At 65.0% G+C, this 25,762-nt stretch carries 17 protein-coding genes; 3 read left to right on the top strand and 14 right to left on the bottom strand.

What is annotated here, in order from left to right; translation table 11 throughout:
• The first annotated feature begins 146 nt into the window (after positions 1 to 146).
• Positions 147 to 650 (top strand): hypothetical protein, encoded by a 504-nt coding sequence (locus tag QA639_RS15445; RefSeq protein WP_028331723.1) that lies wholly within the window; start codon positions 147 to 149, stop codon positions 648 to 650.
• A gap of 96 nt (positions 651 to 746) precedes the next feature.
• Here the strand turns inward: QA639_RS15445 and QA639_RS15440 are convergent, their stop codons facing one another.
• The 4 genes from QA639_RS15440 to QA639_RS15425 form a co-directional block, all read right to left on the bottom strand.
• Positions 747 to 3,131 carry an efflux RND transporter permease subunit gene (locus QA639_RS15440; protein ID WP_283090169.1) on the bottom strand — a complete coding sequence of 795 codons (2,385 nt, stop codon included), beginning with the start codon at positions 3,129 to 3,131 and terminating at the stop codon, positions 747 to 749.
• Positions 3,132 to 3,328: 197 nt separating this feature from the next.
• The gene (eutC, locus tag QA639_RS15435) at positions 3,329 to 4,123 is read right to left on the bottom strand and encodes an ethanolamine ammonia-lyase subunit EutC (RefSeq protein WP_028331725.1); all 795 of its coding nucleotides are present in this window, start codon (positions 4,121 to 4,123) and stop codon (positions 3,329 to 3,331) included.
• Between the two features lie 4 nt (positions 4,124 to 4,127).
• Positions 4,128 to 5,714, bottom strand: a complete 1,587-nt coding sequence (locus tag QA639_RS15430; protein WP_028331726.1) for a B12-binding domain-containing radical SAM protein — start codon at positions 5,712 to 5,714, stop codon at positions 4,128 to 4,130.
• A gap of 129 nt (positions 5,715 to 5,843) precedes the next feature.
• Positions 5,844 to 7,226, bottom strand: coding sequence for an ethanolamine ammonia-lyase subunit EutB (locus QA639_RS15425; protein WP_028331727.1), 1,383 nt, complete (start codon positions 7,224 to 7,226; stop codon positions 5,844 to 5,846).
• Between the two features lie 338 nt (positions 7,227 to 7,564).
• On the opposite strand from QA639_RS15425, the gene QA639_RS15420 reads away from it, so the two are divergent.
• Together QA639_RS15420 and QA639_RS15415 are read left to right on the top strand one after the other, a co-directional pair.
• Positions 7,565 to 9,271 carry a methyl-accepting chemotaxis protein gene (locus QA639_RS15420; protein WP_028331728.1) on the top strand — a complete coding sequence of 569 codons (1,707 nt, stop codon included), beginning with the start codon at positions 7,565 to 7,567 and terminating at the stop codon, positions 9,269 to 9,271.
• 165 nt (positions 9,272 to 9,436) lie between these two features.
• On the top strand, positions 9,437 to 10,939 hold the full coding sequence (locus QA639_RS15415) for a sensor domain-containing diguanylate cyclase (RefSeq protein ID WP_283090168.1): 1,503 nt from the start codon (positions 9,437 to 9,439) through the stop codon (positions 10,937 to 10,939).
• Positions 10,940 to 10,986: 47 nt separating this feature from the next.
• Here the strand turns inward: QA639_RS15415 and QA639_RS15410 are convergent, their stop codons facing one another.
• The 10 genes from QA639_RS15410 to QA639_RS15365 all read right to left on the bottom strand — a co-directional run bounded on the left by QA639_RS15410 (position 10,987) and on the right by QA639_RS15365 (position 25,723).
• Positions 10,987 to 11,865 (bottom strand): transglutaminase family protein, encoded by an 879-nt coding sequence (locus tag QA639_RS15410; protein WP_283090167.1) that lies wholly within the window; start codon positions 11,863 to 11,865, stop codon positions 10,987 to 10,989.
• Complete coding sequence (locus tag QA639_RS15405) at positions 11,862 to 14,405, bottom strand: circularly permuted type 2 ATP-grasp protein (RefSeq protein WP_283090166.1); 2,544 nt, start codon at positions 14,403 to 14,405, stop codon at positions 11,862 to 11,864. The genes QA639_RS15410 and QA639_RS15405 overlap by 4 nt, the downstream gene beginning before the upstream one ends.
• Positions 14,406 to 14,425: 20 nt before the next feature.
• Positions 14,426 to 17,683, bottom strand: coding sequence for a transglutaminase family protein (locus tag QA639_RS15400; protein ID WP_283090165.1), 3,258 nt, complete (start codon positions 17,681 to 17,683; stop codon positions 14,426 to 14,428).
• A 225-nt stretch (positions 17,684 to 17,908) separates the two neighbouring features.
• Positions 17,909 to 18,412, bottom strand: coding sequence for a GDSL-type esterase/lipase family protein (locus QA639_RS15395; RefSeq protein ID WP_063779982.1), 504 nt, complete (start codon positions 18,410 to 18,412; stop codon positions 17,909 to 17,911).
• Positions 18,413 to 18,657: 245 nt separating this feature from the next.
• Entirely contained in the window at positions 18,658 to 20,181 is a 1,524-nt protein-coding gene (locus tag QA639_RS15390) for a UxaA family hydrolase (protein ID WP_157348162.1), read from the bottom strand.
• 230 nt (positions 20,182 to 20,411) lie between these two features.
• The gene (locus QA639_RS15385) at positions 20,412 to 21,188 is read right to left on the bottom strand and encodes an HpcH/HpaI aldolase family protein (RefSeq protein ID WP_018270573.1); all 777 of its coding nucleotides are present in this window, start codon (positions 21,186 to 21,188) and stop codon (positions 20,412 to 20,414) included.
• Positions 21,189 to 21,228: 40 nt separating this feature from the next.
• A complete protein-coding gene (locus QA639_RS15380; RefSeq protein ID WP_157348161.1) occupies positions 21,229 to 22,314 on the bottom strand; it encodes a malate/lactate/ureidoglycolate dehydrogenase in 1,086 nt (361 codons plus the stop codon).
• 36 nt (positions 22,315 to 22,350) lie between these two features.
• Positions 22,351 to 23,079, bottom strand: a complete 729-nt coding sequence (locus QA639_RS15375; RefSeq protein ID WP_026192494.1) for an ABC transporter ATP-binding protein — start codon at positions 23,077 to 23,079, stop codon at positions 22,351 to 22,353.
• Positions 23,079 to 24,851, bottom strand: coding sequence for a branched-chain amino acid ABC transporter ATP-binding protein/permease (locus QA639_RS15370; RefSeq protein WP_050387148.1), 1,773 nt, complete (start codon positions 24,849 to 24,851; stop codon positions 23,079 to 23,081). The genes QA639_RS15375 and QA639_RS15370 overlap by 1 nt, the downstream gene beginning before the upstream one ends.
• Complete coding sequence (locus QA639_RS15365; RefSeq protein WP_016841141.1) at positions 24,848 to 25,723, bottom strand: branched-chain amino acid ABC transporter permease; 876 nt, start codon at positions 25,721 to 25,723, stop codon at positions 24,848 to 24,850. The genes QA639_RS15370 and QA639_RS15365 overlap by 4 nt, the downstream gene beginning before the upstream one ends.
• Positions 25,724 to 25,762: the final 39 nt, after the last annotated feature.

Raw genomic sequence — 25,762 nt, 5'->3', positions numbered from 1 at the left:
CGGTTTCTGATTCTGTTCGATGACAAAACGGGCGCCGCGCGCCGTTTCTGTCGTTTGAACCTAACATTCTTCGGTGACACTAAACCTTCGATGCGGCGAGACGCTTTCTTGCGTAGGAAGCGTTGATTTTGATGGGAAAATTCACAATGAAACGGTTTGGTTCCAGCCTTTATGGTCAGGCTCTCAGGGCTGTGGGCGTCGGCGCCGCACTGATGCTCTCTGCCTCCGCCGTCCACGCCCAGGCCAGCGGGCCGTTTGCCGGTTTTGCCGGCTCGTGGACCGGAACGGGCACGGTGGCGCTGTCCAACGGCACGACTGAACGGATTCGTTGCAAGGCGGATTACAAGGTCGCACCGTCGGGCATGAGCCTGAAGCAGTCCCTGCATTGCGCCAGCGACAGCTACAAGTTCGACCTCTCCAGCGACGTCACCAGCCAAGGCGACCGGATCTCCGGCAACTGGAGCGAGGCGAGCCGCAACATCTTCGGCAATCTGCAGGGCACCGCGGGCGGCGGGCGGATCGACGTGTTCGTCGAGGCGTCCGGCTTTGCCGCGAACCTGAACCTGCAGACCAACGGCTCCAAGCAGGTCGTTCAGATCGACTCCAAGGGTGAGATCCGCGGCGTCTCGATCACGATGACGAAGAGCTGACGCTCCCGGCCGTTTGCGCCCGCAAGACACAAGGGCCCGGTTCCGAACGCTTCGGAACCGGGCCCTTTTTGCTGCAGCTTTTTGCTTGTTCGCCGATCAGGCCTTTTCGATCGGCGCGGGCTGGCCGCCCCTGCCGCGGAGCTTTTGCGACAGGTTGATCAGGAACATCGAGGTCGGCCGCAGGATGAAAAGGTCCGCGACCAGGGCCGCCACCATCGAGAACGCGCTGAGCCAGCCGAACAGGCGCAGCGACGGCAGGTCGGAGAACACGGTGACGACGAGGCCGCAGGCCAGCACCACCGTGGTCAGGATCAGCGCAGGGCCGACCAGGACGGTGGCGCGCTCCACCGCAAGTTCCGGCGTGACACCCGGCTTGGTCTCGAGCCGCAGGCGATTGAGGAAGTGGATGGTGGCGCTGAGGCCGAGGCCGAACGATACCGTCAAAGCCACCACGCTGGCGAATTGCAGCCCCTCCCCGAGCAGCCACAGCACGGTGCCCGACAGCACCACCGGGAAGATGCCCGGCAGGATGCAGGAGAACATCACCACGATCGAGCGGAACGCGAGGCCGATGAAGATCGCGACCAGCGCGAACTCGACGGTGAGGCCGCGGTTCAGCTTCTCGATCATGCTGGCACTGTTGCGCGCCGCGATCGCCGACAGACCGGTGACCGCGATCTCATAGCCGGGATGCTCGGCCCGCACCTTGTCGAGCTCCTTGTCGAGCTTGTCGACCACCGGCAGGATCTGGCTGGAATCGAGGTCCGGCACGCGGCCCGAGACCACCACCGCATCCTGATCCTTGGAGATGAAACGCCGCACCAGATGCTCGGGGATCAGGTCGACATATTCCTTCAACGTCGCGACGTCGGACGAGCCGGCCTTCTCCGCAAGCCAGCGCCGCAGGGTTTCCAGCGACCAGACGTTGCCGACGCCCGCGGTCTTCTCGACCATCGCGTGGACGTCGGCGATCGTCTTCAGCGTATCGGGTGCGTAGAGCGAGGCGCCCTTGGGGAATTCGATCAGCACGTCGATCGGATTGGCGCCGGTCAGCTTGGCGTCGAGCCGGCTCGACGCCGCGACCGCCTGCCGCTTGTCCGGCACCTGATCGGCGAGCCGGTAGCGCGGCTCGAGATTGGCGTAGATGATGCCGAGGCCGCCGACCACGATCAGCGCCAGCAGGCTGAACAGCCCGGGACGGCCGACCATGCGCACCGCGATCCAGTAGCAGAAATTGCGCAGCGCCTGCACGCCGGCATCCGCGCTCTGGAACTTGACCGCAAAGATCTTTTCGTTGCGCACGAACAGCACGCCGAACACCGGCACCAGCGACAGCACCGCGATCAGCGCGATGATGGTCGCGGCTAGCCCGGCCTCGCCGAACTTGCGGATCAGATCGGAATCCGAAAACTGCAGCGCGATGAAGGAAATTCCGGCCGTGCCGTGCGTCAGCACGCAGGCGGGACCGACCACCAGCACCGCATTCTTGAACGCGGTGAACTTGTCCTGCCCGGCGATCAGCCGGTCGCGCGCTGCGAATGTCAGCTGCATCGAGTCGGAGAAGCTGATCACCATGATGAGCGGCGTCATCACGTTGAGGAACATGTTGAGATTGAAATTGGCCCAGCCGAGGCCGCCGAGCGCGAGCAGGATCGCGATCATCGGCGGGAACGCCGCCGCCACCATGAAGGATATCTTGCGGAAGAAGATGATGGCGATGATGCAGCCGGCGAGGATGCCAAGGATGTTGTAGGTCAGGCCGTCGCGCTCGACCGCATTGCGGATCTCGAGCTGCATGACCGGCACGCCGGACAATTGCGCATTGAGCCCGCTGCCGCCGAGATCGTCGGCCATGATCTTCCTGATGTCGCCGACCACCTTGCTGAGCTTGTTGCTGCCGACCACTTCGGGCTCGAGCGACAGCACGATCAGCGCGAGCGTGCCGTCCTCCGACAGCAGCTTGCCGCGGATGATCTCGTTGCTTTTCACGGTCTCGACGAACTTGTCGTAGGCCGCGCCCTCGGGAAGTTCATTCGGGAACAGCGCCGCCGGCAGCTTGCCGGGCTCCGGCGCCTGCCGCGCCGAGAACAGCGACACCAGGCCGCGCACGCCCTCGACGAGTTGCAGGTCGGTGACCATGTCGCGCAGCTTTTCGAGATTGTCGCGGGCGAGCAGCGTCTTGCCTTCGACCACGACGAGGACGTCGAACTCGGTCGCCGGGAAGCGCTTGGTCACCGCCTCATATTGCTTGTAGTCCTTGGAGTCGGAGCGGAACAGCTGCGAAAGCGAGTCGTCGATCTTGATCCGGTGCACCCCGAACACCGCGCCGATCAGCAACAGAACGAGGACAATGCAGGACAGGATCGGCGCCCGCATCGGGATCAGGCCGAGACGCTCGATCCCGAACGCGATGCTGAGGCCCGACCGCGGCTCTTCGATCTTCTCGACGTGGACCTGACTTTCGGAATTCTTTTCGAGCATGCCCTGTCCAGTTCTGAAAACGGCTCAATCTGTCTAGCTTGGGTCTAGGGGCGCGAATGAGGCGGGTGAGCGCAACTGATCGGCGCTAGTCCTTGAAAACACGCGAATATTGACCGGCGCCGGTTTTACCTGCCCGACCCTTTGCTCGCAAGCGCGAGGGGCGAGGCAAATCGACAGGGAACCGCCGATCCCCGCCATTAAGTATCTGATTTGTCACACCCTGGTAGCGCATTCCTCGACGATCCACCGCCGCTTTCATCTTTCAACGCGACCCCTGTGATCTGGCGTGCCAGGCCCTCGCGCACAAGCCACGAAATCCTGAATGCGGCCTCCGCATAGCTCAGCCCGGCACGGTGGATGTTGGAGATGCAGTTGCGGTCGGCATCGGTGAGGCCGATCCGCGGGGCGAAGGTGAGATAGGCGCCGAGGCTGTCGGGTGCGGACAGGCCCGGCCGTTCGCCGATCAGCATCACCAGCATGCGCGCGCCGATGATGGCGCCGATCTCGTCACCGAGCGCTACCCGCGCCCCGGACGCTGCGATCACCGCGCCGGCGTCGATCTTGTCGGCCGCCAAGCGCGGCACGAGATGCCGGATCAATTCGACGGCATGCACATTGACCGCCGTCGGCGACAGGCCGTCTCCGATCACGATGGCGCAGGGGCATGCGGTGATGGCGCAGGTCTCGAGCGACCGCCGCGACGCAGAATCCAGCATGCGCCCGAGATCGGGCCGCCGCAGATAGTCGCGCCGGCTGTGCGCCTGGCTCGACACCTCAAGCGGCGTGATGCCGAGGCCGGCAAGACCGGCCGCGATCCCTCTGACATCGAAGGCGGCGTGGACAGCGTCGCGGGCGCGGGCATGGTCGAGCGTGAACGACAGCAGCGCATCGGTCGGCAGGCTGGCCCCGGACCGGCCAAGGCCGACGCGCGCCGGCGTGAGCTCGCGCAGATCGGCAAGCGAAGGGGACAAGGGCGCCGGCGGTGTCGTCATGCTGCTATTCGGCGGGGACAGAAGCCTCGCGCAGCCGGATCGAGTAGTTCGAGGCGTTCTGCCGGCCGCTGGAGGCTGCACGCGCAAAGGTGATCAAATGATGCGCAACCAGCGTCGCCGAGATCAACCCCTCGATGTCGCCGCGCTTGAGCCGGCCGAGCGCAAACTTCCAGAACACGCGCTTGTAGTCGCCGAGCACGCCGACCTTCCAAAAGATGTTGCGGAGCATGATCAGTCCGCGCCGGATGTTGGCCCAGCTCTTCATCTCCGGGCTGACCGGCACCTTGATGCGATTGGCATAGGTGTAGTTGCATTGATGCAAATAGCGCGCGAACAGCCTCTTCGGCTCGTAGGCAACTTCCATGCATTTGCGCCACGAACTGACCACGTCCTCATAGGGCAGCAGGAACTCGACATTGGAGTCGCGGCCCTCGTCATCGATCAGCCGCCCGGCTTTTTCGAGCCGATCCCACAATGGCGTCTTCGGCAGCGCCTGCAGCAGGTTGATGGTGAGCAGCGGAATCCGCGACTCCTCGACGAAGGAGAGCAACGCGTCGCCGGTCTGGGGCTTGTCGGTATCGAGCCCCATGATGATGCCGGAGACGACCTCCATGCCGAACGAATTGATGGTGCGCACGCCCTCGAGGATCGGAACCATCATGTTCTGATCCTTGTGCATGGCCTTCAGCGCGTCGGGATCGGGCGTCTCGATGCCGACGAAGATCGTCACGAAGAAGGCCTCGCGCATCTTCTCCAGGATCTCGGGGCGCTTGGCGATGTTGAGCGTCGCCTCGCAAGCGAGGCGCGTGACATATCCGGTCCGCTTCTGCCACTCGATCAGGTGCGGCAACAGCTCGCTCGCCGCCTTGCGGTTACCGATGAAATTGTCGTCGACGAAATACACGGTGTCGGTGGCACCGCACGCGCGCAGCTTGTCGAGCTCGGCGATGATCTGCTGCGGCGACTTCAGCCGCGGATTGCGGCCATAGAGCCCGGGGATGTCGCAGAACTCGCACTGATAGGGGCAGCCCGAGGAGAACTGGATGCTGCCGAGAAAGTACTTCTTGGTTTCGGCGAGCTCATAGGCCGGCAGCGGGAAATCCGTCATCGGCAGCCGGTCGACGGTCGTCAGCACCACCTGCTTGTCGGGACGGCTGGTATCATCAGCCAGACGCTTGATCAGCTCATTGGTCGCATCGCCGAGCTCGCCGACGTGGAGGTAGTCGAATGAGGGATAGTAGTCCGGGCAAGCACTGACCGACGGGCCGCCGATCGCGACCACCAGGTCATGGTCATGCGCGCGATGGCAGATGTCGTTCATCTGCTGGCGCTGGATATGCATACCGCTGACGAACACGGCATCCGCCCACTCGAAATCCTCCGCCGTCGCCGGACGCAGGTTCTCGTCGATGAAACGCACCAGCCAGTTCTCGGGAAGGTATGCGGCGATCAGCAGCAGGCCCTGCGGCGGCATGAACGCCTTGACGCCGTCAGTGAGGGGGTAGGCGTGCTCGAAGGTCCCAAAGGACGACGTATAGCGCGGAAAGACGCAGAGGATACGCCGAATTGTCTTTATGCCCTCAGCTCTCATCAATCGACCCCGAAGCACCCGCAAATCTAACCATGGCGTGGAACGCTGGGCCAGAAATTCTTCAACATTGTGGCACTTACTAACGTCACATCGGCGAGATAGTTGCTCTGCAGAATTTCGCTATCCCCCTCAGGTCAGCAGCCTGACAGCGAGATCGGGCAACCGCCCCGCATCGGCAAGGAGGCGGAAGTCCTGCCCGGCAAGGCCGACGCGCGCGAGCCAGTCGTCGAATTCGGGGGCCCGCTTCAGGCCGAACAGGTCGCGGACATAGAGCGCATCGTGAAACGATGTCGACTGATAGTTCAGCATGACGTCATCCGCGCCCGGCACGCCCATGATGAAGTTCACGCCGGCCGCCGCAAGCAGCGTCAGGAGATTGTCCATATCGTCCTGGTCCGCCTCGGCGTGGTTGGTATAGCAGACGTCGATCCCGAGCGGCAGGCCGAGCAGCTTGCCGCAGAAGTGGTCCTCGAGCCCGGCGCGGATGATTTCCTTGCCGTCATAGAGGTACTCAGGACCGATGAAGCCGACCACGCTGTTGACGAGCAGCGGATCGAACGCGCGCGCCACCGCATAGGCCCGCGCCTCGCACGTCTGCTGATCGACCTGGTGATGGGCATTGGCCGACAGCGCCGAACCCTGCCCGGTCTCGAAATACATCACACTGTCACCGACCGTGCCGCGGCGCAGCGACAGCCCCGCTTCCCGGGCCTCCCGCAGCAGCGAGAGGTCGACGCCGAAACTGCGATTGGCCGCCTCGGTGCCGGCGATCGACTGGAACACGAGATCGACCGGCAGCCCCTGCCCGATCAGTCCGAGCGTGGTCGTGACATGGGTCAGCACGCATCCCTGCGTCGGAAGCTCGAGCCGCGTGATGATGTCGTCCAACAGCCGCAGCAGGGTGCCGATGACCTTCGGATCGTCGCTCGCCGGATTGATGCCGATGCAGGCATCGCCCGCTCCCAGCAGCAGCCCGTCGAGAATCGAGGCGGTGATGCCCTTGGGATCGTCGAAAGGATGGTTCGGCTGCAGCCGCGTACTCATTCGCCCGCGCAAACCGATGGTGTTGCGGAAGCGGGTCGTCACCTCGCATTTCTTCGCGACCAGGATCAGATCCTGGTTGCGCATCAGCTTCGACACCGCCGCAACCATCTCTGGCGTGATGCCGCGCGAGATCTTCTTGATCGCTTCCCCGCTAGCGGCATCCGACAGCAGCCAGTCGCGGAATCCGCCGACGGTGAGCGACGACACCGGCAGAAAGCCGGCAACGTCGTGGCTGTCGAGGATCAGGCGGGTGACTTCGTCATCCTCATAGGGGATGACAGGCTCATCGAGGAATTGCTTGAGCGGAACGTTGGCCAGCGCAAGCCGTGCGGCGATCATCTCCTCCGCGCTGTCGGCCGCGATGCCGGCCAGGCGGTCGCCTGAACGCGGCGGCGAGGCCTTGGCAAGCAGGATGCGCAGATCGTCGAATGCATAATTGGTGGCGTCGATGGTGTGACGATAGAGCATGGGAGGTTCGTCGCGGGCTGGGGCAGCACAACGTAGCACCTCTTTGCGAAAGGCGTGCCAGCGGTTTCGCCCCGCGTGCCGGCGCCGTTGGCGATGACGGCGGCGCATCATCGGCGCCGCCGCAAGCCGCGGGCACCCGGCAGACTCAAAGCTGCCGATAAGGCATTGGGATTATTTACAGATTTTAACGGTTGCGGCTGCACAAAACTCGCGCGTTAAGAAATTGTCCATGAAAATTTTGCATAAGCTTTAATCGGCCGAAGGTACTCCCCGGCCTCTTGGAGTGCCCCGCAATGCCCGCCCCCGTCACATACCCCATCTCCATGTCCCGGCCTCCAATGGCATCCCGATTCTCGCTTGCTGCCAGGCTGTACTCGACGTTTGCGCTGATTGCGGCGCTGACCGCGGCCATCACCTTCCTGTCCGAATACAATGCGCGGCGCAATGCCGAGCTGACCGAGGCCGTCGACCTCGCAAGCCGTGCCGCGCTCAATGTCGAGCGGGTCAATTCACTGGTCTATGCCGTGGTGATGGAATCCCGCGGCATCTACATGTCGACCGATCCGGCGGCCGTTAAGAAATACGGCGACGGCCTGCTGGCGTTCAACGAACGCATTCTCGGCGTGGTAAAAAACTGGGAAACCCTGGTGCAGGCCGACGACGCCGCCCAGTTCGCGGTGTTCAAGAAGCGCATCGAGCAGTTCATCGATTTCCGCAAGGAGCTGGTACGCCGCGGCATCGAGATCGGCGCCGCAGCCGGGCGGGAGTGGGGCGACAACGACGCCAATCGCGACGTGCGCACCGCGCTGAACAAGGATCTCGAGGCGCTCTCCAAGGTCTATGCCGAGCGCAGCAAGAAACTGGCGCGGGAGACCGACACCAACCGCACGATGGCGCTGGTGCTGACCGGCCTCGGCGCCGCGGCCTTGATTGTGGTGGTACTCGGCGTGCTGATCATCGCCCGCTCGGTGGCCCGGCCACTGTCGCAGATCACCACGACGATCAAGCGCGTCGCCGAGGGCACCGACCATGTCGAAGTACCGCATGTCGGGCGCGGCGACGAGATCGGTGCACTGGCACGCGCCATAAAGGTCTTCCAGGAGGCGATGGACCGCAATCGCAGCCTCAACGCGCAGGTCGTACAGGAGTCCGCGGCGCGCGACGCGCGCGGCCGGCATATCGAGACCTTCGTCGAAGCGTTCCGTGGCACGATCGGCGAGGTGCTCCGCGCGGTGCACGACAACGCCGCGACGATGCGTCAAACCGCGCAGACCATCGCAACCGTCGCGTCGGACGCCAGCGGCCGCGCGGTGGCGGCGGCAGGCGCCACCGAACAGGCCTCGAGCAACGTCTCCGCGGTGGCGGGCGCGGCCGAAGAACTCTCCGCCTCGGTCGAGGAGATCGGCCGCCAGGTCAAGCAGTCGTCCGGCGCAGTCGATCAGGCCGGTGCGCGCACCGATCGCTCGATCAACGAGATCGAGGGCCTTGCCGCCACCACCCAGCGCATCGACGGGGTGCTGAGCCTGATCCAGGCGATCGCCGAGCAGACCAACCTGCTCGCCCTCAACGCCACCATCGAAGCCGCCCGCGCCGGCGATGCCGGCCGTGGCTTCGCCGTCGTCGCGCACGAGGTCAAGGCGCTGGCCGGCCAGACCGCGAAGGCAACCGCCGAGATCAGCGAGAATGTGGGCCTGATCCAGGCCTCGACCCGCAACTCGGTAGCCGCTGTGCGCGAGATCGGTCAGGCGGTGCGCGAGATCAGCAACGTCACCGCGAACATCGCGAGCGCGATCGGCCAGCAGGATGCGGCGACGCGCGAAATCTCCGCCAATGCCCAGATGGCCGCCCAGGGCAACGAGACCCTGGTCACCAATGTCGGCTCGCTCCGCGATGACATGGACCAGACCAGCAAGGCGGCGGAATCGGTGCTCGCGGCCTCGAACGATCTGACCACAACCGCCGAGACGCTGTCGCGCGAGGTCGAGCAGTTCTTCCGCAACCTGCGCAGCGACGCGGCCGACGGCCTGCAGCGGACCGGAACCTGAGCGGCGATGTGGCGGGACCCTGCGACAGGGCCCCGGCAATCCGGATGGTTAAGACTCTCTCAACGCACGGACACAAATTGCCTCCGCTTCGGGTCGCATTTCTCAATTTGATGCCTCCATAGAAAAGCGTCGCTGCGCGAGGGCGCGGGGAAGTGGAAGCGAGCAATGAACGGGCTTTTGCCAAAGCCGAAGGCAGTGCCGACCAAACGGCTCCTTACACTCGGGATCGGCCTCGTTCTCTGCTTTTCGGCGATCTGCGCATCCATTCTCTGGGAGATGGCGGGCAAGGACTATCGGCATGCGAAGGAAGGCGCGACCAACCTCGTCGCCTCAATCGCCAGCGAGATCGACCGCAACATCGACCTCTACGACCTCTCGCTCCAGGCGGTCGCCGACGGCGTCAAGCTGCAGGAGCTCGGCAAGATCAGCCCGGAGCTTCGCCAGGTCGTGCTGTTCGACCGCGCCGCCACAGCCAAGGATCTCGGCTCGATCCTCGTGCTGAATGCGGCGGGGGACGTCACGCTCGATTCCAGGACGTTGACGCCACGGGTCGCAAATTTCGCCGATCGAGACTTCTTCCGGGCACATCAGACGCGAGCGGACAGCGGCCTGTTCATCAGTGCTCCGTGGATTACTCCTGATGGCGAATATCTGATCAGCCTCAGCCGCCGCATCAACAATGACGACCGCTCCTTTGCCGGCGTGGTCGCGGGCAGCATGCGGCTCAGCTATTTCCACAATCTGTTTCGCAAGCTGAACTTCGGCTTCGGCGACAGCATGGCGCTGTTCAACAGCGATGGCGTCATACTGATGCGCGCCCCGTTCGACATCAGCAAGATCGGCCAAAGCATCAAGGACTCTCTGGTCTTCAAGCAGTTTCCGGCACGGCAATCCGGCTCCTACATCACGAAATCGATCGTCGATCATGTCAGCCGGCTCTATGTTTTCCAGGCGGTCGGACATAATCGCCTGCTCATCGCCGAGGGTCTTGCGCTCGACGGCATCTATGCCGACTGGTGGCAGCAGCTCTGGCTGATCGGCAGCGTGGTGGCAGCGCTCTGCGGCTTCTCGATCGTCCTGATGTTCTACCTGGTGGCCGCTCTCAAACGGCGGGCCGCCGCGGAAGATCGGCTCGCGCACCTCGCGAGCACGGATGCACTGACTGGCCTCGCCAACCGTCGCCGCCTCGACGATACCCTTGACGTCGAATGGCGCCGTGGCATGCGCGCAAAGGCGCCGGTCTCGCTTTTGATGATCGACGTCGATCATTTCAAGATCTACAACGACACGTACGGGCATCAGGCCGGCGACGCCGTGCTCACCACCGTGGGACGGTGCATCGCAGGCAGCGCCAAGCGTGCAACTGATCTCGGCGCCCGCTATGGCGGCGAGGAGTTTTCGGTGTTGCTGCCGGGCATCGGCAAGGCGGGCGCCCTGGAAATTGCCGAACGGATTCGCGCCAAGCTGACGGCTGCGCGGGAATCCGAGCCTGAGTTGCCGACCGTCAGCATCGGATTGTCCTGCCTCGTCCCGGACCACGAGCGCACATCGCGCGATCTGCTCAAGGCCGCGGACCTTGCACTCTATCAAGCCAAGCGTGAAGGCCGCGACCGCGTCATCGTCAGCCCGATCGGGTGGGACAAATCGGGCAAGCGGCACGTCGCCTGATCGCGATTGCATTGGCGCGGTCGAGCGCGCCGCGCGCCCATCCCGTCTCACTCCACCGGCAACACGTCGACCGCAACGGCGAGCTTTTGCTTGCGCGCGCCGACGATGACGCCATCGACCGGCGAGACGTCGGCAAAGTCGCGGCCGATGGCGAGAATGATGTGGTCGCTTCCGACCATCAGATCGTTGGTCGGGTCGAACCCGACCCAGCCGAGCGCGCTCCCGCACCAGACCGAGACCCAGGCATGGGTGGCGTCCGCGCCCTGCAGCCGCGGCTGGCCCGGCGGCGGAATGGTGCGCAAATAGCCGCTGACATAGGCCGCGGGCAGGCCGAGGCCGCGCAGCCCTGCGATCATCACATGGGCAAAGTCCTGGCACACGCCATGGCGCTTCTCGAACACGTCGCGAAGCGGCGTCGAGATCACGGTCGCCTTGGGATCGTATTTGAAGTCGTTGCGGATGCGGCGCATCAGGTCGGCCGCCCCGGTGAGGAGGCGGCCACCGGGCAAAAAGCTCGCGGAAGCGTAGGCTGTCACGGGCCGTAGCAACGGCACCAGTGCGCTGGCAAAGACGTAGCCGACCGGCGAGGCCGCATCAAGGCTCAACGCTTCGAACGCATTGTCACGCACGTCTTCCCAGGGCGGACTGGCGGCGGCGCGCGCCGGCGGCTGCCGCGCCACAGAGACCCGCGAGCGGGCATCGATGCGCAGACTGCGATGCGCGGTCTCGATCAGGACGCTTTCAGTGAGCGTGCCGAAGAAGTCGCGCCTTGCGGTGCGTTCCGCGGGCCTCGGACGGATATCGACCGAATGCGAGATCAGCTGCTGCCCGTCCCCATTGACCGGCTCCAGCCGCAGCGAGCAGCGCGCGAAGCTGACCTGGGTCTCGTAGCTGTAGGTCGTGACGTGACGGATGTCGTAGATCACGCCAGCCCCGTGAGCTTCTCCGGCCGGCTGGCATTCGGTCCGTGCGGGAAATAATGCAGCCCGATCGCGTCGGCGAGGTTAAGCAGATCCTGCTCCAGCGCGAACAGCGTCTTGACGTCGAGGCTCGAGGCTTCAGCCGTTGTGAGCATTGCCTCCACCGCGACGGCAAGACGCTGCGGCCGCTCGATCAGGCCGTGCTCCTTCAGGCTCGGCAGCGCGGCAATATGCTCGTTCAGCGCCGCGACCTGGAATGCGACCGAGCGCGGATTGTAGGGGTCGAGCACCGCCAGATCGCGCACCGGTGCGAGCAGCGGCTGCACCAGATAGCGCGAGCGATAAGTGATCTGGCAGTCCACCAGCGTGAGCAGAACGTCGAGATCCTCATCACCGGCTTCGTCGTAGGCGAATTGACGGGCAAAGCGCGTGGTGTTGACGGCGCGCTCGGCGCGGCGGCCCATCTCGAGGAAACGCCAGCCGGCGGCGCGGTTCATGTTTTCCTGCGCGAGGCCGGCGAAGCTTGCGAGCTCCTGCAAGGTCAGTTCGGCGGCGCTGACAACGCCGTCATCGTCATGAACCTCGATGGCGAGCCGATCAGCCATCTCGGTGATGACCTGCCAGGCGTCCGGCGACAGCCGCTCGCGGAGCGAGATCGCGGTGCGCTGCGCGGATCGCACCAGCGACAGCGCCGAGCCGAATTTCTCCTCGCTCTGCAGCGCTTCGAGCGCGACCTTGGCGAGATTGGCGCGCGCGGTCTGCGAGGCCGCGCCCCAGGCGACCAGCATGCGCTGGATGCGCTCGGCCGAATGCATCGCCGGCGCCGAGCCGTTCGAATTCGCGCGCGCAGGATCGCGCAGCGGCGTGCACAGCGCGCGGATCAGCCGGATGGTAGCCTCGGCGCGCTCCAGATAGCGGCCGAGCCAGAACAGATTGTCGGCGGCGCGGCTCGGCAGCACGCCGGCGATGCGGCGGATGCGGACGGTGTCGACCGCCGGCAGCAGGGTCGAGGTCTCAACCGCCTTGTCGGAGACCACCCAGACGTCGGCGGACACCGCGCCATCGCCCATCGACACCGCGCGCGCATCGGCCCGATCGGCAATCCGGCAGAAGCCGCCGGGCAGCACAGTCCAGCCGCTCGGCGTCGCCGCCGCGAACACCCGCAACACGAACGGACGCGGCGCGATGCGGCCGTTCTCCCATACCGGCGTGGTCGACAGCCGCACGAGCTCCTGACCGACATAATCGATGCCGCGATGACTGATGGCATCCTTCAGGCGGTCGCGGTCCGCGGCCGACAATTCGCCCGGGAGCACCGGTCCGTTGCCGGGAAAATCCGCAACGCCGCGGCCATAGGCGCCTTCGATCGCGAACTCGTCGAGCCGCGATAGCACTTCTTCGCGGGCGGATTTCTGGCCGCACCACCAGGTCGCGATGTGCGGCATCATCAGGTCTTCAGAGAGCAGGCGCCGACACAGATTGGGCAGGAAGCCGAGCAGCGCCCTCGCCTCCATCACGCCGGAGCCAGGCATGTTGGCGACCACGACGCCGCCCTTGCGCAGAACCTCGACAAGCCCGGGCACGCCGAGATAGGAGGACGCGTCAAGCTCGAGCGGATCGAGCATGTTGGAATCGACCCGGCGCAGCAGCACGTCGAGCCGCTTCAGCCCGGCGACGGTGCGGATGTGGACGCGGTCGCCGGAGACCGCAAGATCGTCGCCCTCGACCAGCAGGAAACCGAGATAGCGCGCCAGCGTGGCGTGCTCGAAGTAGGTCTCGCTGAACGCGCCGGGCGTCAGCAGGCCGATCCGCGGCTCGTCGCGATCGGCGCTGGCGCGCAGCGAATCGCGGAACCCCTCGAAGAACGGCGCGACGCGCTCGACATTCATCGACTTGTAGAGATTGGAAAAGGCGCGTGACAGCACCAGGCGGTTTTCCAGCGCATAGCCCGCGCCCGACGGTGCCTGCGTGCGATCGCCGAGCACCCACCAGCGGCCGTCGGGCCCGCGGCCGATGTCGGCGGCATAGAGATGCAGATAGCGGCCCCCCGGCGGCTTGATGCCGCTGACCGCGCGCAGATACTCGCTGCTGCCGGCGATCGCAGCGGCAGGGATGGCTCCGTCGGCAACGAGGCGGCCTTCGCCGTAGAGATCGGCCAGCACCATCTCCAGAAGCTGCGCGCGCTGCGCGACACCGGCGGCGAGCTGGCGCCAGTCCGCCGCGTCGATGATCAGCGGCAGATGGCTGAGCGGCCAGATCCGGTCGGAAGTGTCGCCCGGCGCGCGATAGGTGACGCCAGCCTCATGCAGATGGCGATCGGCGGAGGCGAAGCGGCGCTCGATATCGGCCGGCGACAGCGCGGCAAAGGCGTCGAAGAAGCGGGCCCAGACCGGCCGCGGCGCGCCGTTGTCTGCAATATACTCGTCGGGAATGCCGGGCAGCCGGACATAGTCGCGGGTCCACTGCGCCATCCGGCGCTGACCGGGACGGGCCCTGCTCTCCTGACTGCTGCCTTGACTATTGCCTTGGCCACCCGATGCGGTCATTCCACTTCCCCTTGACACAATTAGTGCAGGAGCGGCGTCCGCAAGTCGAGGGTCAAGGGAAACTCAATTGTGCGTTCCTCCGGCGGCGTCTCGATCTTGCCGGGGGTATGGCCGTGCTCCTGGAAGCGCGCCAGCCGCCGCGCCTCGGCCTCGTAGGAATTGACCGGCTTGGTCTCGTAGTTGCGGCCGCCGGGATGGGCGACATGATAGACGCAGCCGCCGAGCGAGCGGCCGTTCCAGGTATCGATCAGGTCAAACGTCAGCGGCGCATGCACGGGAATGGTCGGATGCAGGCCGGAGGCCGGCTGCCAGGCCTTGAAACGAACACCGGCGACCGCCTCGCCGGCACGGCCGGTCTCGGTCATCGGCATCCGTCTGCCGTTGCAGGTGATGACATGGCGCCCCTCGACGAATCCGGTCGCCTTCACCTGCAGACGCTCGACCGACGAATCGACGTAGCGCACGGTGCCGCCCGAGGTGCCCTCCTCGCCCAGCACATGCCAGGGCTCGAGCGCCTGCCGCAGTTCGAGACCGACGCCGCCGTGATGAACGCGGCCGAAGGCGGGGAAGCGGAATTCGAGCTGTGCCTGGTACCATTCCGGCTCGACATCGTAGCCGGATTGCTTCAGCTCGGCGAGCACGCCCAAGAAATCCTCCCAGAGGAAATGCGGCAGCATGAAGCGGTCATGCAGCGCGGTGCCCCAGCGCACGAACCGGCCCTGCTGCGGCTCACGCCACAGCTTTGCGATCAGCGCGCGGATCAACAATTGCTGCGCCAGCGACATCCGCGGGTCGGGCGGCATTTCGAGCGCGCGGAATTCGACCAGGCCGAGCCGGCCGGTCGGGCCGTCGGGCGAATAGAGCTTGTCGATGCAGATCTCGGCGCGGTGGGTGTTGCCGGTGATGTCGACCAGGATATGCCGGAACAGGCGATCGACCAGCCACAGCGGCGCATCCATGCCCGGCGGCGGCACGTGCGAGAGCGCAATCTCCAGCTCATAGAGCCCGTCATGCCGCGCCTCGTCGATGCGCGGCGCCTGGCTGGTCGGGCCGATGAACATGCCGGAAAACAGATAGGACAGCGACGGATGACGCTGCCAGTACAGCACGAGGCTCTTCAACAGATCGGGCCGGCGCAGGAACGGTGAATCCTCCGGCCTGCTGCCGCCGACCACGATGTGGTTGCCGCCGCCGGTGCCGGTGTGGCGGCCGTCGATCAGGAAACGGTTGGCCCCTAACCGCGTCTTGGCGGAGTCCTCATAGAGGCCGAGCGTGATGTCGACGGCCTCGCGCCAGCTTTGCGCGGGCTGCACATTGATCTCGATCACGCCGGGATCCGGCGTCACCTTGATCACCTCGATGCGCGGATCGAAAGGCGGTCCGTAACCCTCGACGTGCACCTGCAGCTGCAGCTCCTCGGCGGCGGCTTCGATCGCTGCGATCAGATCGAGATAATCCTCGACCTTCTCGACCGGCGGCATGAAGGCGCACAGCACGCCGTCGCGAACCTCGATCGACATCGCGGTGCGCACCGGCAGCGGTTCGGGAATCTCCTTCAAGGCCTGCTGCAGCTCGTCAGAAAGCGCATCGCGCGGCGCCATCGGATCGCGTTCGACGACGTAGGGATAATCGTCCGGTGGCACATATTCGAGCGAGGCGATCGGAAGCCGCAAGCCCAGCGGCGAGTCGCCGGGCGACAGGAATAGATGGCTACGCCGGATCTTCCAGCGCTCGCTGCGCCAGCGTGCCGGCACACGATCGCCGAGCGGGCTCCAGCGCTGGATCGGCAGCACGTAACCTTTCGGCGTGGTCAGCCCCTCATCGAACACCCGCGCCATCCGGGCGCGCTCTTCCGGATCGGTCAGCTTGGAATTCGCCGGGCTGACATTGGCCGGCAGGCCGGCCTCACGCTGCAGCCAGAAGGCGGGGTCTTCATAAGCCGGCATGGCATAGTCGGCGCCGAGACCAAGCTTGGTTGCTGTTACTTCGACGAAACGCTGGGCCTCCGCGATCTCGGCCTTCCGCGAGTTCTCGATGCCGGCGATCAGCTCGGCATTCTTCCAGATCGGCTTGCCGTCCTTGCGCCAGTAGAGACCGAACGCCCAGCGCGGCAGGCTCTCGCCGGGATACCATTTGCCCTGGCCGTAATGCAGCAGGCCGCCCGGCGCGAACCGCGTGCGCAGCTTGCGGATCAATTCGTCGGCGAGCGCGCGCTTGGTCGGGCCGACCGCGGCGACATTCCACTCCGGCGATTCCAGATCGTCGACCGAAACGAAGGTCGGCTCGCCGCCCATGGTCAGGCGCACATCGTCTTTCCCCAGGTCGGCATCGACCTGCTCGCCGAGCCGGTCGAGCCGCGCCCAGGATTCATCGGAGAATGGTTTGGTGATGCGCGGCGCCTCGCCGATGCGCTTGACGCTCATCTCGAAGCCGAACTCGACATTGGCAACGCCCGCGGTGCCGGTCACCGGCGCGGCCGAGCGATAGTGCGGCGTGGCACAGACCGGGATGTGGCCCTCGCCCGTCAGCATGCCGGAGGTGACGTCGAAACCGATCCAGCCCGCGCCCGGCAGATAGACCTCGGCCCAGGCGTGCAGGTCGGTGAAATCGCTCTCGACCTCGCGCGGCCCCTCGAGCGGATCGATGTCCGGCCGCAGCTGAATGAGATATCCGGAGACGAAACGCGCGGCGAGCCCGAGGTGGCGCAGCGTCTGGATCAAGAGCCACGCCGAGTCGCGGCAGGAGCCGGAGCCCGCGGCAAGCGTCTCCTCCGGCGTCTGGATGCCGGCCTCCATGCGGATCACGTAGCTGATCTTCTTTTGCAGCTGCGCGTTCAGCTCGACCAGGAAGTTGACGGTGCTGTCAGCCTGGCGCGGAATCTCCTTCAGGTAAGCCGCGAGCAACGGCTCGGGCTCATCGGTCTCGAGATAGGGCGCGAGTTCGGTCTTGAGATCGCCGGGATACTCGAACGGAAAGCTGTTGGCAAAGGGCTCGACGAAGAAGTCGAACGGATTGACCACCGTCATGTCAGCGGTGAAATCGACCTCGACCTTGAGCTCGGTGGTCTTCTCCGGAAAGACGTAGCGCGCCAGCCAGTTGCCCTGCGGGTCCTGCTGCCAGTTCACGAAGTGATTGGCGGGCAAGACCTTGAGCGAGTAGCTTGTGATCGGCGTGCGCGTATGCGGCGCGGGCCGAAGCCGAATGGTCTGAGGCCCGAGATCGATCGGCCGGTCGTATTTGTAGTGCGTGACGTGATGCAGTGCGACTGATATCGACACGGACCGAGGGCTCCAGCAGCTTTTTTGAGCAGAACACTGCTGCCGGTCGACATCAAGCACTAACAACGGGCATGGGGTGCCCAAGGTAAGGGCGTGATCCGTAGCCCGGATGGAGCGAAGCGAAATCCGGGGTCTTCATCCGCAGGAAGAGTCCCGGATTGCGCGGAGCTCGTCATCGGGCGCGCATTCGCGCGACCCGTTGGCTTCATCCGGGCTACGCGATAGCTAGCGGCCGATCGCGCCGGATACCTGCGACGCGAGTTGCTCGGCGAGCATGTGATAGCCCTCGGGGGTCAAATGCACACCATCGGGCTGATGGGGGAGTCCACCCAGCATCCCGTTAGGGAGCATGATCACCGCGATGCCGCGGGCGCTGAGGCGACTTTGAATATCCGCTGTCCGGTCTGGGCTGCCCTTGCGTCGATCATTGCCGCCTGGCTGCAAAATAACCGCACGGGTCCCGTTCGGGACGGCGCGGTCCAGGCGTTGCAGCATCCCTTCCGTGGTATCGCCGTTGATGCCGGCGTTCACGACACGGACGTTCAATCCCTTCGCCCGCAAGATCGCTTCGAGCTGCGCGGGATAGGCCTGATTGCGCGCCACGCCCTTGCCGTAGGTATTGCTCGCGCCAAGCGCGACTATGGTTGCGGCGTCAGCCGAACCGACGCCGAGGCTCAAAGCGGCGAGAAATGCGATGCATCCGACAATTCCCAACCGACGCGCACGCATGCTTCCTCCGCCCCATCCGTAGCTCCGGATGGAGGGGCAGCGTAGTCCGGGAAGCTGCATTCGCCAACGTACTTCCTCGTCGTCCCTGCGAAAGCAGGGACCCATACCGCGTGATCCTATTGATGAAAGAAGGTGGCGGATGCCTTGCACACACTACGGCCGGTGGTTATGGGTCCCTGCTCCGTGCGCAATAGCGCACTCGGCAGGGACGACGGCGGAGTGAAGGGCTAGATCGTGGCTCTAAACTACATCGTCGCGCCGAGCACCCACGGCGCGAATTCGGCGCCGCCGAAGTCAAAGCTCTCGCTCTTGGTCGGCTGGCCCGAGGCGGTCTTGAGGATGAGGTCGAAGATGCGCTGGCCGCATTCCTGCACGCTCTCTTCGCCGTCGAGGATGGTGCCGCAATTGACGTCCATGTCGTCTTCCATCCGCTTGTACATCGGCGTGTTGGTGGCGAGCTTGATCGACGGCGCGGGCTTGCAGCCGAACACGCTGCCGCGGCCGGTGGTGAAGCAGACGAGGTTGGCGCCGCCCGCGACCTGCCCGGTCGCCGCGACCGGGTCGTAGCCGGGCGTGTCCATGAACACAAAGCCCTTCTTGGTGACGGGTTCGGCATAGTTGAGGACGTCGACGAGGTTGGTGCTGCCGGCCTTGGCCATCGCGCCGAGCGACTTCTCCAGGATGGTGGTGAGACCGCCGGCCTTGTTGCCGGGACTCGGATTGGCGTTCATCTCAGCGCCCTCACGCTGGGTGTACTCCTCCCACCAGCGCATCAGGCCGACCAGCTTCTCACCGACCTCGCGGCTGACGGCGCGGCGAGTCAACAGATGCTCGGCGCCATAGGTCTCGGGCGTCTCCGAGAGGATCACGGTGCCGCCGTGACGGACCAGCAAATCGCTCGCCGCGCCGAGCGCCGGATTGGCAGATACGCCGGAGTAACCATCCGAGCCGCCGCATTGCAGCGCCACGGTGAGCTCGCTCGCCGGCACCGCCTCGCGCTTGACCTTGTTGGCATCGGCGAGCGCCTCCTTCACGAAGGCAACGCCGGCTTCCACCGTCTTGCGGGTGCCGCCGACCTCCTGGATGTCCATCGCGCGCAGGCGGCCGGCGAGCTTCTGCTCCTGCATCAGGCCGCCGATCTGGTTCACCTCGCAGCCGAGGCCGAGCACGATGACGTTGGAGAAATTGACGTGCCGCGCATAGCCGCCGAGCGTGCGGCGGAGCAGCGCCAAGGGCTCGTCCTGGGTCATGCCGCAGCCGGTCTTGTGGGTCAGCGCGACGACGCCGTCGACATTCGGGTAATCGGCGAGCGGATTGTCGCCGGTGAACGGATTCTTCTTGAACATGTCGGCCACGATGCCGGCGACATGGGCGCTGCAATTCACCGAGGTGAGGATGCCGATATAGTTGCGGGTCGCGACGCGGCCGTCGGCGCGGCGGATGCCTTCGAAGGTCGCCGGCAGATCGAAGTTCGGCACCGGCTTGACGTCGACGCCGTAGGCATAATCCTTGGCGAAATCGCCCATGCCGCAGTTCTGGGTATGCACGTGCTGGCCGGGCGCGATCGCCTGGGTCGCGAAGCCGATGATCTGGCCGTAGCGCCGGATCGGCTCGCCTTGCGCGATCGGCTTGATCGCGACCTTGTGGCCCGCGGGGATCCGATCGACGGTGGTGACGCCATCGGCGACCTCCAGCCCCGGCGGCAGGCTCGCGCGCGCGATCAGGACGCTGTCGTCGGCGTGCAGGCGGATCACTTGTGCCGTGGCCATGGGAGTTCTCCTTGGTGTCTTCTTCACTCCTCCCCGTCCTTTACGGGGAGAGGTCGGATCACGTCAGCGATCCGGGTGAGGGGCGAGGCACGATGTCACTTACAACGATGGTGCTCGCCGGATAGAGGCCCCTCACCCCAACCCTCTCCCCGCATCCGCCTTCGCCCGAAGGCGGGCTTCGGCGACAAGAGAGCGGGGCGAGGGAACAGAGCTAACATCGCGGACGGAGCTTACGCCTTGCCGCCGGACTTCTCGCGGGTCGCGTTGACCTGCATCTTGGCGTAGACCTGCATCAGGCCGACTTCGTTCGACAGCGTCACGAGCTTGAAGCCCATGTTGATTGCGCGCACCGCGCCCTCGGCGCCCGAGCAGTGGATGCCTGGATTGAGGCCGCGCTTGCCGCACTCCTTGATGATCTTCTCGTAGATCTTGAGGATCTCCGGCTCGTCGCGATCGAGCTTCGGCACCAGGCCGTAGGAGAAGCCGAGATCGGACGGGCCGATATACACGCCGTCGATGCCTTCGACATCGAGGATCGCTTCCATGTTCTCGACCGCGGTCTTGGTCTCCATCATCGGCAGCAGCACGATCTCGTCGTTGGCGGTCTGCTGATAGGTGCCGGCCGAGCCGTACATACCGGCGCGGATCGGGCCGTTGGAGCGCACGCCCTTCGGCGGATATTTTGCGTAGGAGACGAGGTTCTTGGCTTCCTGCGGCGTGTTGACCATCGGGCAGATCACTCCATAGGCGCCGCCGTCGAGCACCTTGCCGATGATGCCGGGCTCGTTCCAGGGCACGCGGACCATCGGCGTCACCGGATGGGCGTGCATCGACTGGAAGCACTGCACCATCGATTGATAATCCTGCACACCGTGCTGCATGTCGACGGTGACGCTGTCGAAGCCGCATTGCGCGATCACTTCGGCGGAGAATCCCGAGGGGATCGCGAGCCACGCGTTCACCACCGCCTTGCCCGATGCCCAGACTTGCTTGACCTTGTTTGCCATTGATCGCGTTTCCCTTTGCGGTTTATTGGGGGACGAGCTTTCAGCTGGTCGCCCGCTGGATAGAAACTTCGCTGACGCCGACTTCGCGCGCGGTATTCACTATCGCCGCCCAGGTGTCGTCAGGCAAGGGGATGCCGTTCCTGGTGCGATCGGCACGGGTTTTCCGCTCCGGATCGCCCGGAACCAATACGGAATCCGTGCCTGCGATCGGCTTGGTGGCGCGGATGAAATCGGTATAGCGGGTGATTTCGTCGTCGAAGAAATTGCTGGTGTCGATCACCTTCGGGTCGATGTAGAACGCCATCATGCCGTTGGCGAAGCGCCGGTCCGACGACGTCGCGCCGGTGCCGGTCAACGCGCCACCGAGCAGTTCGCAGATGAACGCGAGACCCGAGCCCTTGTGATCGCCGAAGGCGCGGATCGCGCCGGTTCCCTTGGTGTGGTCGCGCGGTCCGTCCGGCGTGTACGGACCATACAGCACGTGCGGATCCTCGCTCAGCGTGCCGTCGGCATCGACGAGCGCGCCGGTCGGCAGCTTCTTGCCGCCGCGGCTTGCGACCAGGCACTTGCCCTCGGCGACAACCGAGGTCGCAAAATCGAGCACAATCGGATCCTGGCCCTGACGTGGAATGCCGACGCAATACGGCGCAGTGGACAGGCGCTTCTCGACGCCGCCGTAAGGCGCAACCAGCAGCGAGCCGGCCGCGGTCACGAAATGAATTGAAACAAGGCCTTCGGCGGCGGCCATCTCGGCCCAGTCGCCGACGCGGCCGAGATGACCGGAGTTGCGCAGCGCGACCGCGGCGAGCCCCGCCTTCTTGCACTTCTCGATGCCGAGCTTGACCGCAACCGGCGTGACGGTCTGGCCATAGCCGAACTTGCCGTCGACCACCGCGAGCGACGGCGTGTCGACCACCACCTCCGCAGTCTGGTTCGGCACGATCGAGCCCATCTTCTTCCACCTGACATAGACGGGCACGCGGATCACGCCGTGGCTGTCATGCCCGGTGAGGTTCGCTGTCGTCAGATAGGTCGCGATGCGCTTCGCCTCTTCCGGAGAGGACTCCGAATGGGAAAACACCTCGGACACGAAGTTGATGAGGTTATCGACCTTGATGGTGACCATGAAAAACCAGCTCGCTCAGTAAAGCACAGGACGTTGTCAGGCGTGGGTCTTGGCGTGGCCGCCGAGATAGGCCGCGGCGATGGCTTCATTGCCCCACAATTCGTCGGGCTTGCCGCCCAACACGATCCGCCCCGTTTCCAGGACGAAGCCGTGATCGGCGACCGACAGTCCCATGCGCGCATTTTGCTCGACGAGCAAGACCGTGGTGTCCTTCCTGATCTGCGAAATGATGCGGAACACCGCCTGCACGATGACAGGCGCCAGCCCGAGCGACGGTTCGTCGAGCAGCAACAGCCGCGGCTTGGCCATCAGGCCGCGCGCCACCGCGACCATCTGCAGCTGGCCGCCCGACAGCGTCCAACCGAGCGCGTTGGAAAAGGCGCGGATGTCCGGAAACAGGTCGAACATCGCGTCGGCCTCGCGCGAGATCTGCGACGCCGACACCTTCCGGTTCGACGCGCCGAGCATGATGTTCTCTTTCACGGTGAGGCCCGGAAACACGCGGCGGCCTTCCGGCACATGCGAAATGCCGAGCCGGACGATCGCTTCCGGCCCGAGGCCCGCGATCGAGTGGCCGTCGAACATAATGTCGCCGGAGGCGGGCTTGGCGAGGCCTGAGATCGCGCGCAACGTGGTCGACTTGCCGGCGCCGTTGGCGCCGAGCAGCGTGACCACCTGGCCCTGCTCCACGGCGATGGTGACGCCGCGCAGCGCCTCGATCTCGCCGTAGCGGACCACGAGATTGCGGATTTCGAGCAGCGGCATCATTCGCTCCCGAGATAGGCGGAGACGACGTCGGGATGGCGCAGCACCGCCATGGACTCGCCATCCGCGATGCGGCGTCCGAAGTTCAGCACCGTGATGTGCTGGGCGGCTTCCGAGACCAGCGTCATGTCGTGATCGATGATCAGGATCGTGAGGCCCTGGGCTGCGATGCGCTTGAGCAGCTCATGCAGCTCGAGCTTCTCGGTCGAGTTGAGGCCGGCCGCCGGCTCGTCGAGCAGCAGCAGCGTCGGGTTCGACGCCAGCGCCCGCGCGATCTCGATCAGGCGCTGGTGGCCGTAAGAGAAGCTCGAGATCAATTCGTTGGCGCGGTTGCCGAGCCCGACGAAGGTCAGCGCCTCCATCGCGCGCTCGGTCAGCGCGTCCTCGCCCTTCCCGATCATGGTGTTGCCGGGCCGTTCGGCGCCGATCTCGACATTCTCCAGCGCGGTCATCGAACGGAACAGGCGGATGTTCTGGAAGGTGCGTCCGAGGCCCGCCGCCGTGCGCTGATGCGGCGCCATATTGGTGATGTCGGTGCCGTCGAGCACGATCCTGCCCGCGGTCGCCTTGTAGAGACCGGACAGCACGTTCAGCGTCGTGGTCTTGCCGGAGCCGTTGGGCCCGATCAGCGCGTGCACGCCGCCGCGCTTCACCGCGATATCGACGCCGTCCACCGCCTTGAGGCCGCCGAAATGCTTCGAGAGCCCGGTCACTTCGAGCACGATGTCGCCGCCTGACGTCGCCGGCTTGAGCTGCAAGGCCGCCGCGGCCGGCGGCGCCTTGGTGTGCGCACGCCAGCGCGTGAATGCGTCCGACACAAAACCCCAGATACCGTCGGGCATGAAGCGGATGATCAGGATCACGAACAGGCCATAGATCGCCAGATAAAGTCCGGGCACGCTCTTGAGGAAGCGCAGCCATTCCGGGATCAGGATCAAGAGGCCCGTACCGATCACCGAGCCGATCGGCGAGGCCACGCCGCCGAGCAGCGACATGGTCAGGAACACGATCGATTCCGCGAACGAGAACTGATCCGGGCTGACATAGGCGAAGCCGCCGGCGAACAGACCGCCGGCCAGACCGCCGAGCAACGCGCAGAGCCCGAAGGCGTAGATCTTGGTGCGGAACACGTCGATGCCGTTGACGCCCGCCGCAAGCTCGTTGTCGCGCACCGCGCGCATGGCGCGGCCGAGCTTGGTGTCCGGCAGATGCCAGACCAGATAGCCGACGATCGCGAGCATCGCGACGCAGAAGGCCAGATAGCTCTGCGAGGACTGGAACAGCTCCGGCCGGCGAATATTGGCAACGCCGTCCGGCCCGTGGGTCACGCCGATGGCGTTGATCATCACCAGCGTCACGATCTGCTGGAACGAGATCGTCACCATCGCAAGGTAGTGCCCGCCCAATCTGAGCGTCGACATGCCGAGGAACGCGCCGGCGATCAGCGTGATCGCGCAGGCGCCAACCAGGCAGAGCCAGAAGTTCAGATGCAGATCCGCGGTCCCGAGCCCGACCGCATAGGCGCCGAAGCCGAAGAACGCGGCCTGCGCGAGGTTGATCTGGCCGCACAGGCCGAGCACGACCGACAGCCCGAACACCGCGATCGAGAAGGTCGTGGCCTGCAGCAGGATGTTGAGGATGTAACCGTCGAACTGCATGCCGGCGGCGAGCGCCACCAGCACCGCGGCGCCGATGAAGTACGGCAGATGGCGGATGATCAACGGCTTCGAGCGCACGGCCGGCGCGGGGATCATGTTGTCGGTGGCGCTCATGCTTTCTCCGCGACACGTTCGCCGAAGATGCCCTGCGGCCGGAACACCAGGAAAGCGATCAGCACCAGGAAGGCAAAGCCGTCCTTGTATGGCACCGAAATGTAGGCTGCACCGAACGTCTCGATGACGCCGAGCGCGAGGCCGCCGACGATGGCGCCGGCGACGTCACCGAAGCCGCCGATGATGGTCGCGGCAAACGCCTTCAGCGCAATCGTCGAGCCCATCTGGATCGAGACGAACAGCACCGGCGCGACCAGGATGCCGGCGAGACCGCCGAGCACGGCCGAATAGATGAAGGTGATCATGATCATGGTGGAAACGGAAATGCCGAGCAGCGAGGCCATTTCCTTGTCCTGCGAGGTCGCCTGCAGCTTCTTGCCGAGCAGCGTCTTCTCGAAGAACCAGAAATTGAACAGCACCAAGAGGATCGTGACGCCGATGATCAGAAGATACTGGCTGTCGAGATAGACCGGGCCGAGCTGAATGCCGGGCGTATCGAACCAGCCCTGCAGCACCTGCGGCTGCGGGCCATAGATCGCAAGCACCGAATTCGACAGCAGGATCGAGGCACCAATGGTGGCGATGATCACGGGCAGATAGGTGCGATTGCGCAGTGGATAGTAGACGCCGAGATTGAAGATGACGCCGAACAACGCCATGCCGGCGAGCGCGATCAGGAACGACAGCCAGTAAGGCCAGCCGAGATCGACCGAGAACACCACCATCAGATAGGCGGCCACCATCGAGAACTCGCCTTGCGCGAAGTTCACTACGTTGGTGGCACGGAAGATCAGCACGAAACCGAGCGCGACCAGCGCGTAGACCGCGCCAATGCCGATTCCGGTAAAGAGCAGTTGGAGGACGAGATCCATGACGAGCGCTCGATCTGAGAATTGTGTCGCGAACGAACG

It is taken from the genome of Bradyrhizobium pachyrhizi, assembly GCF_029714545.1.
Taxonomy (GTDB): Bacteria; Pseudomonadota; Alphaproteobacteria; order Rhizobiales; family Xanthobacteraceae; genus Bradyrhizobium; species Bradyrhizobium pachyrhizi.
The sequence above is the reverse complement of the archived record's forward strand: the minus strand, read 5'-3'. Positions and strand labels throughout refer to the sequence as shown.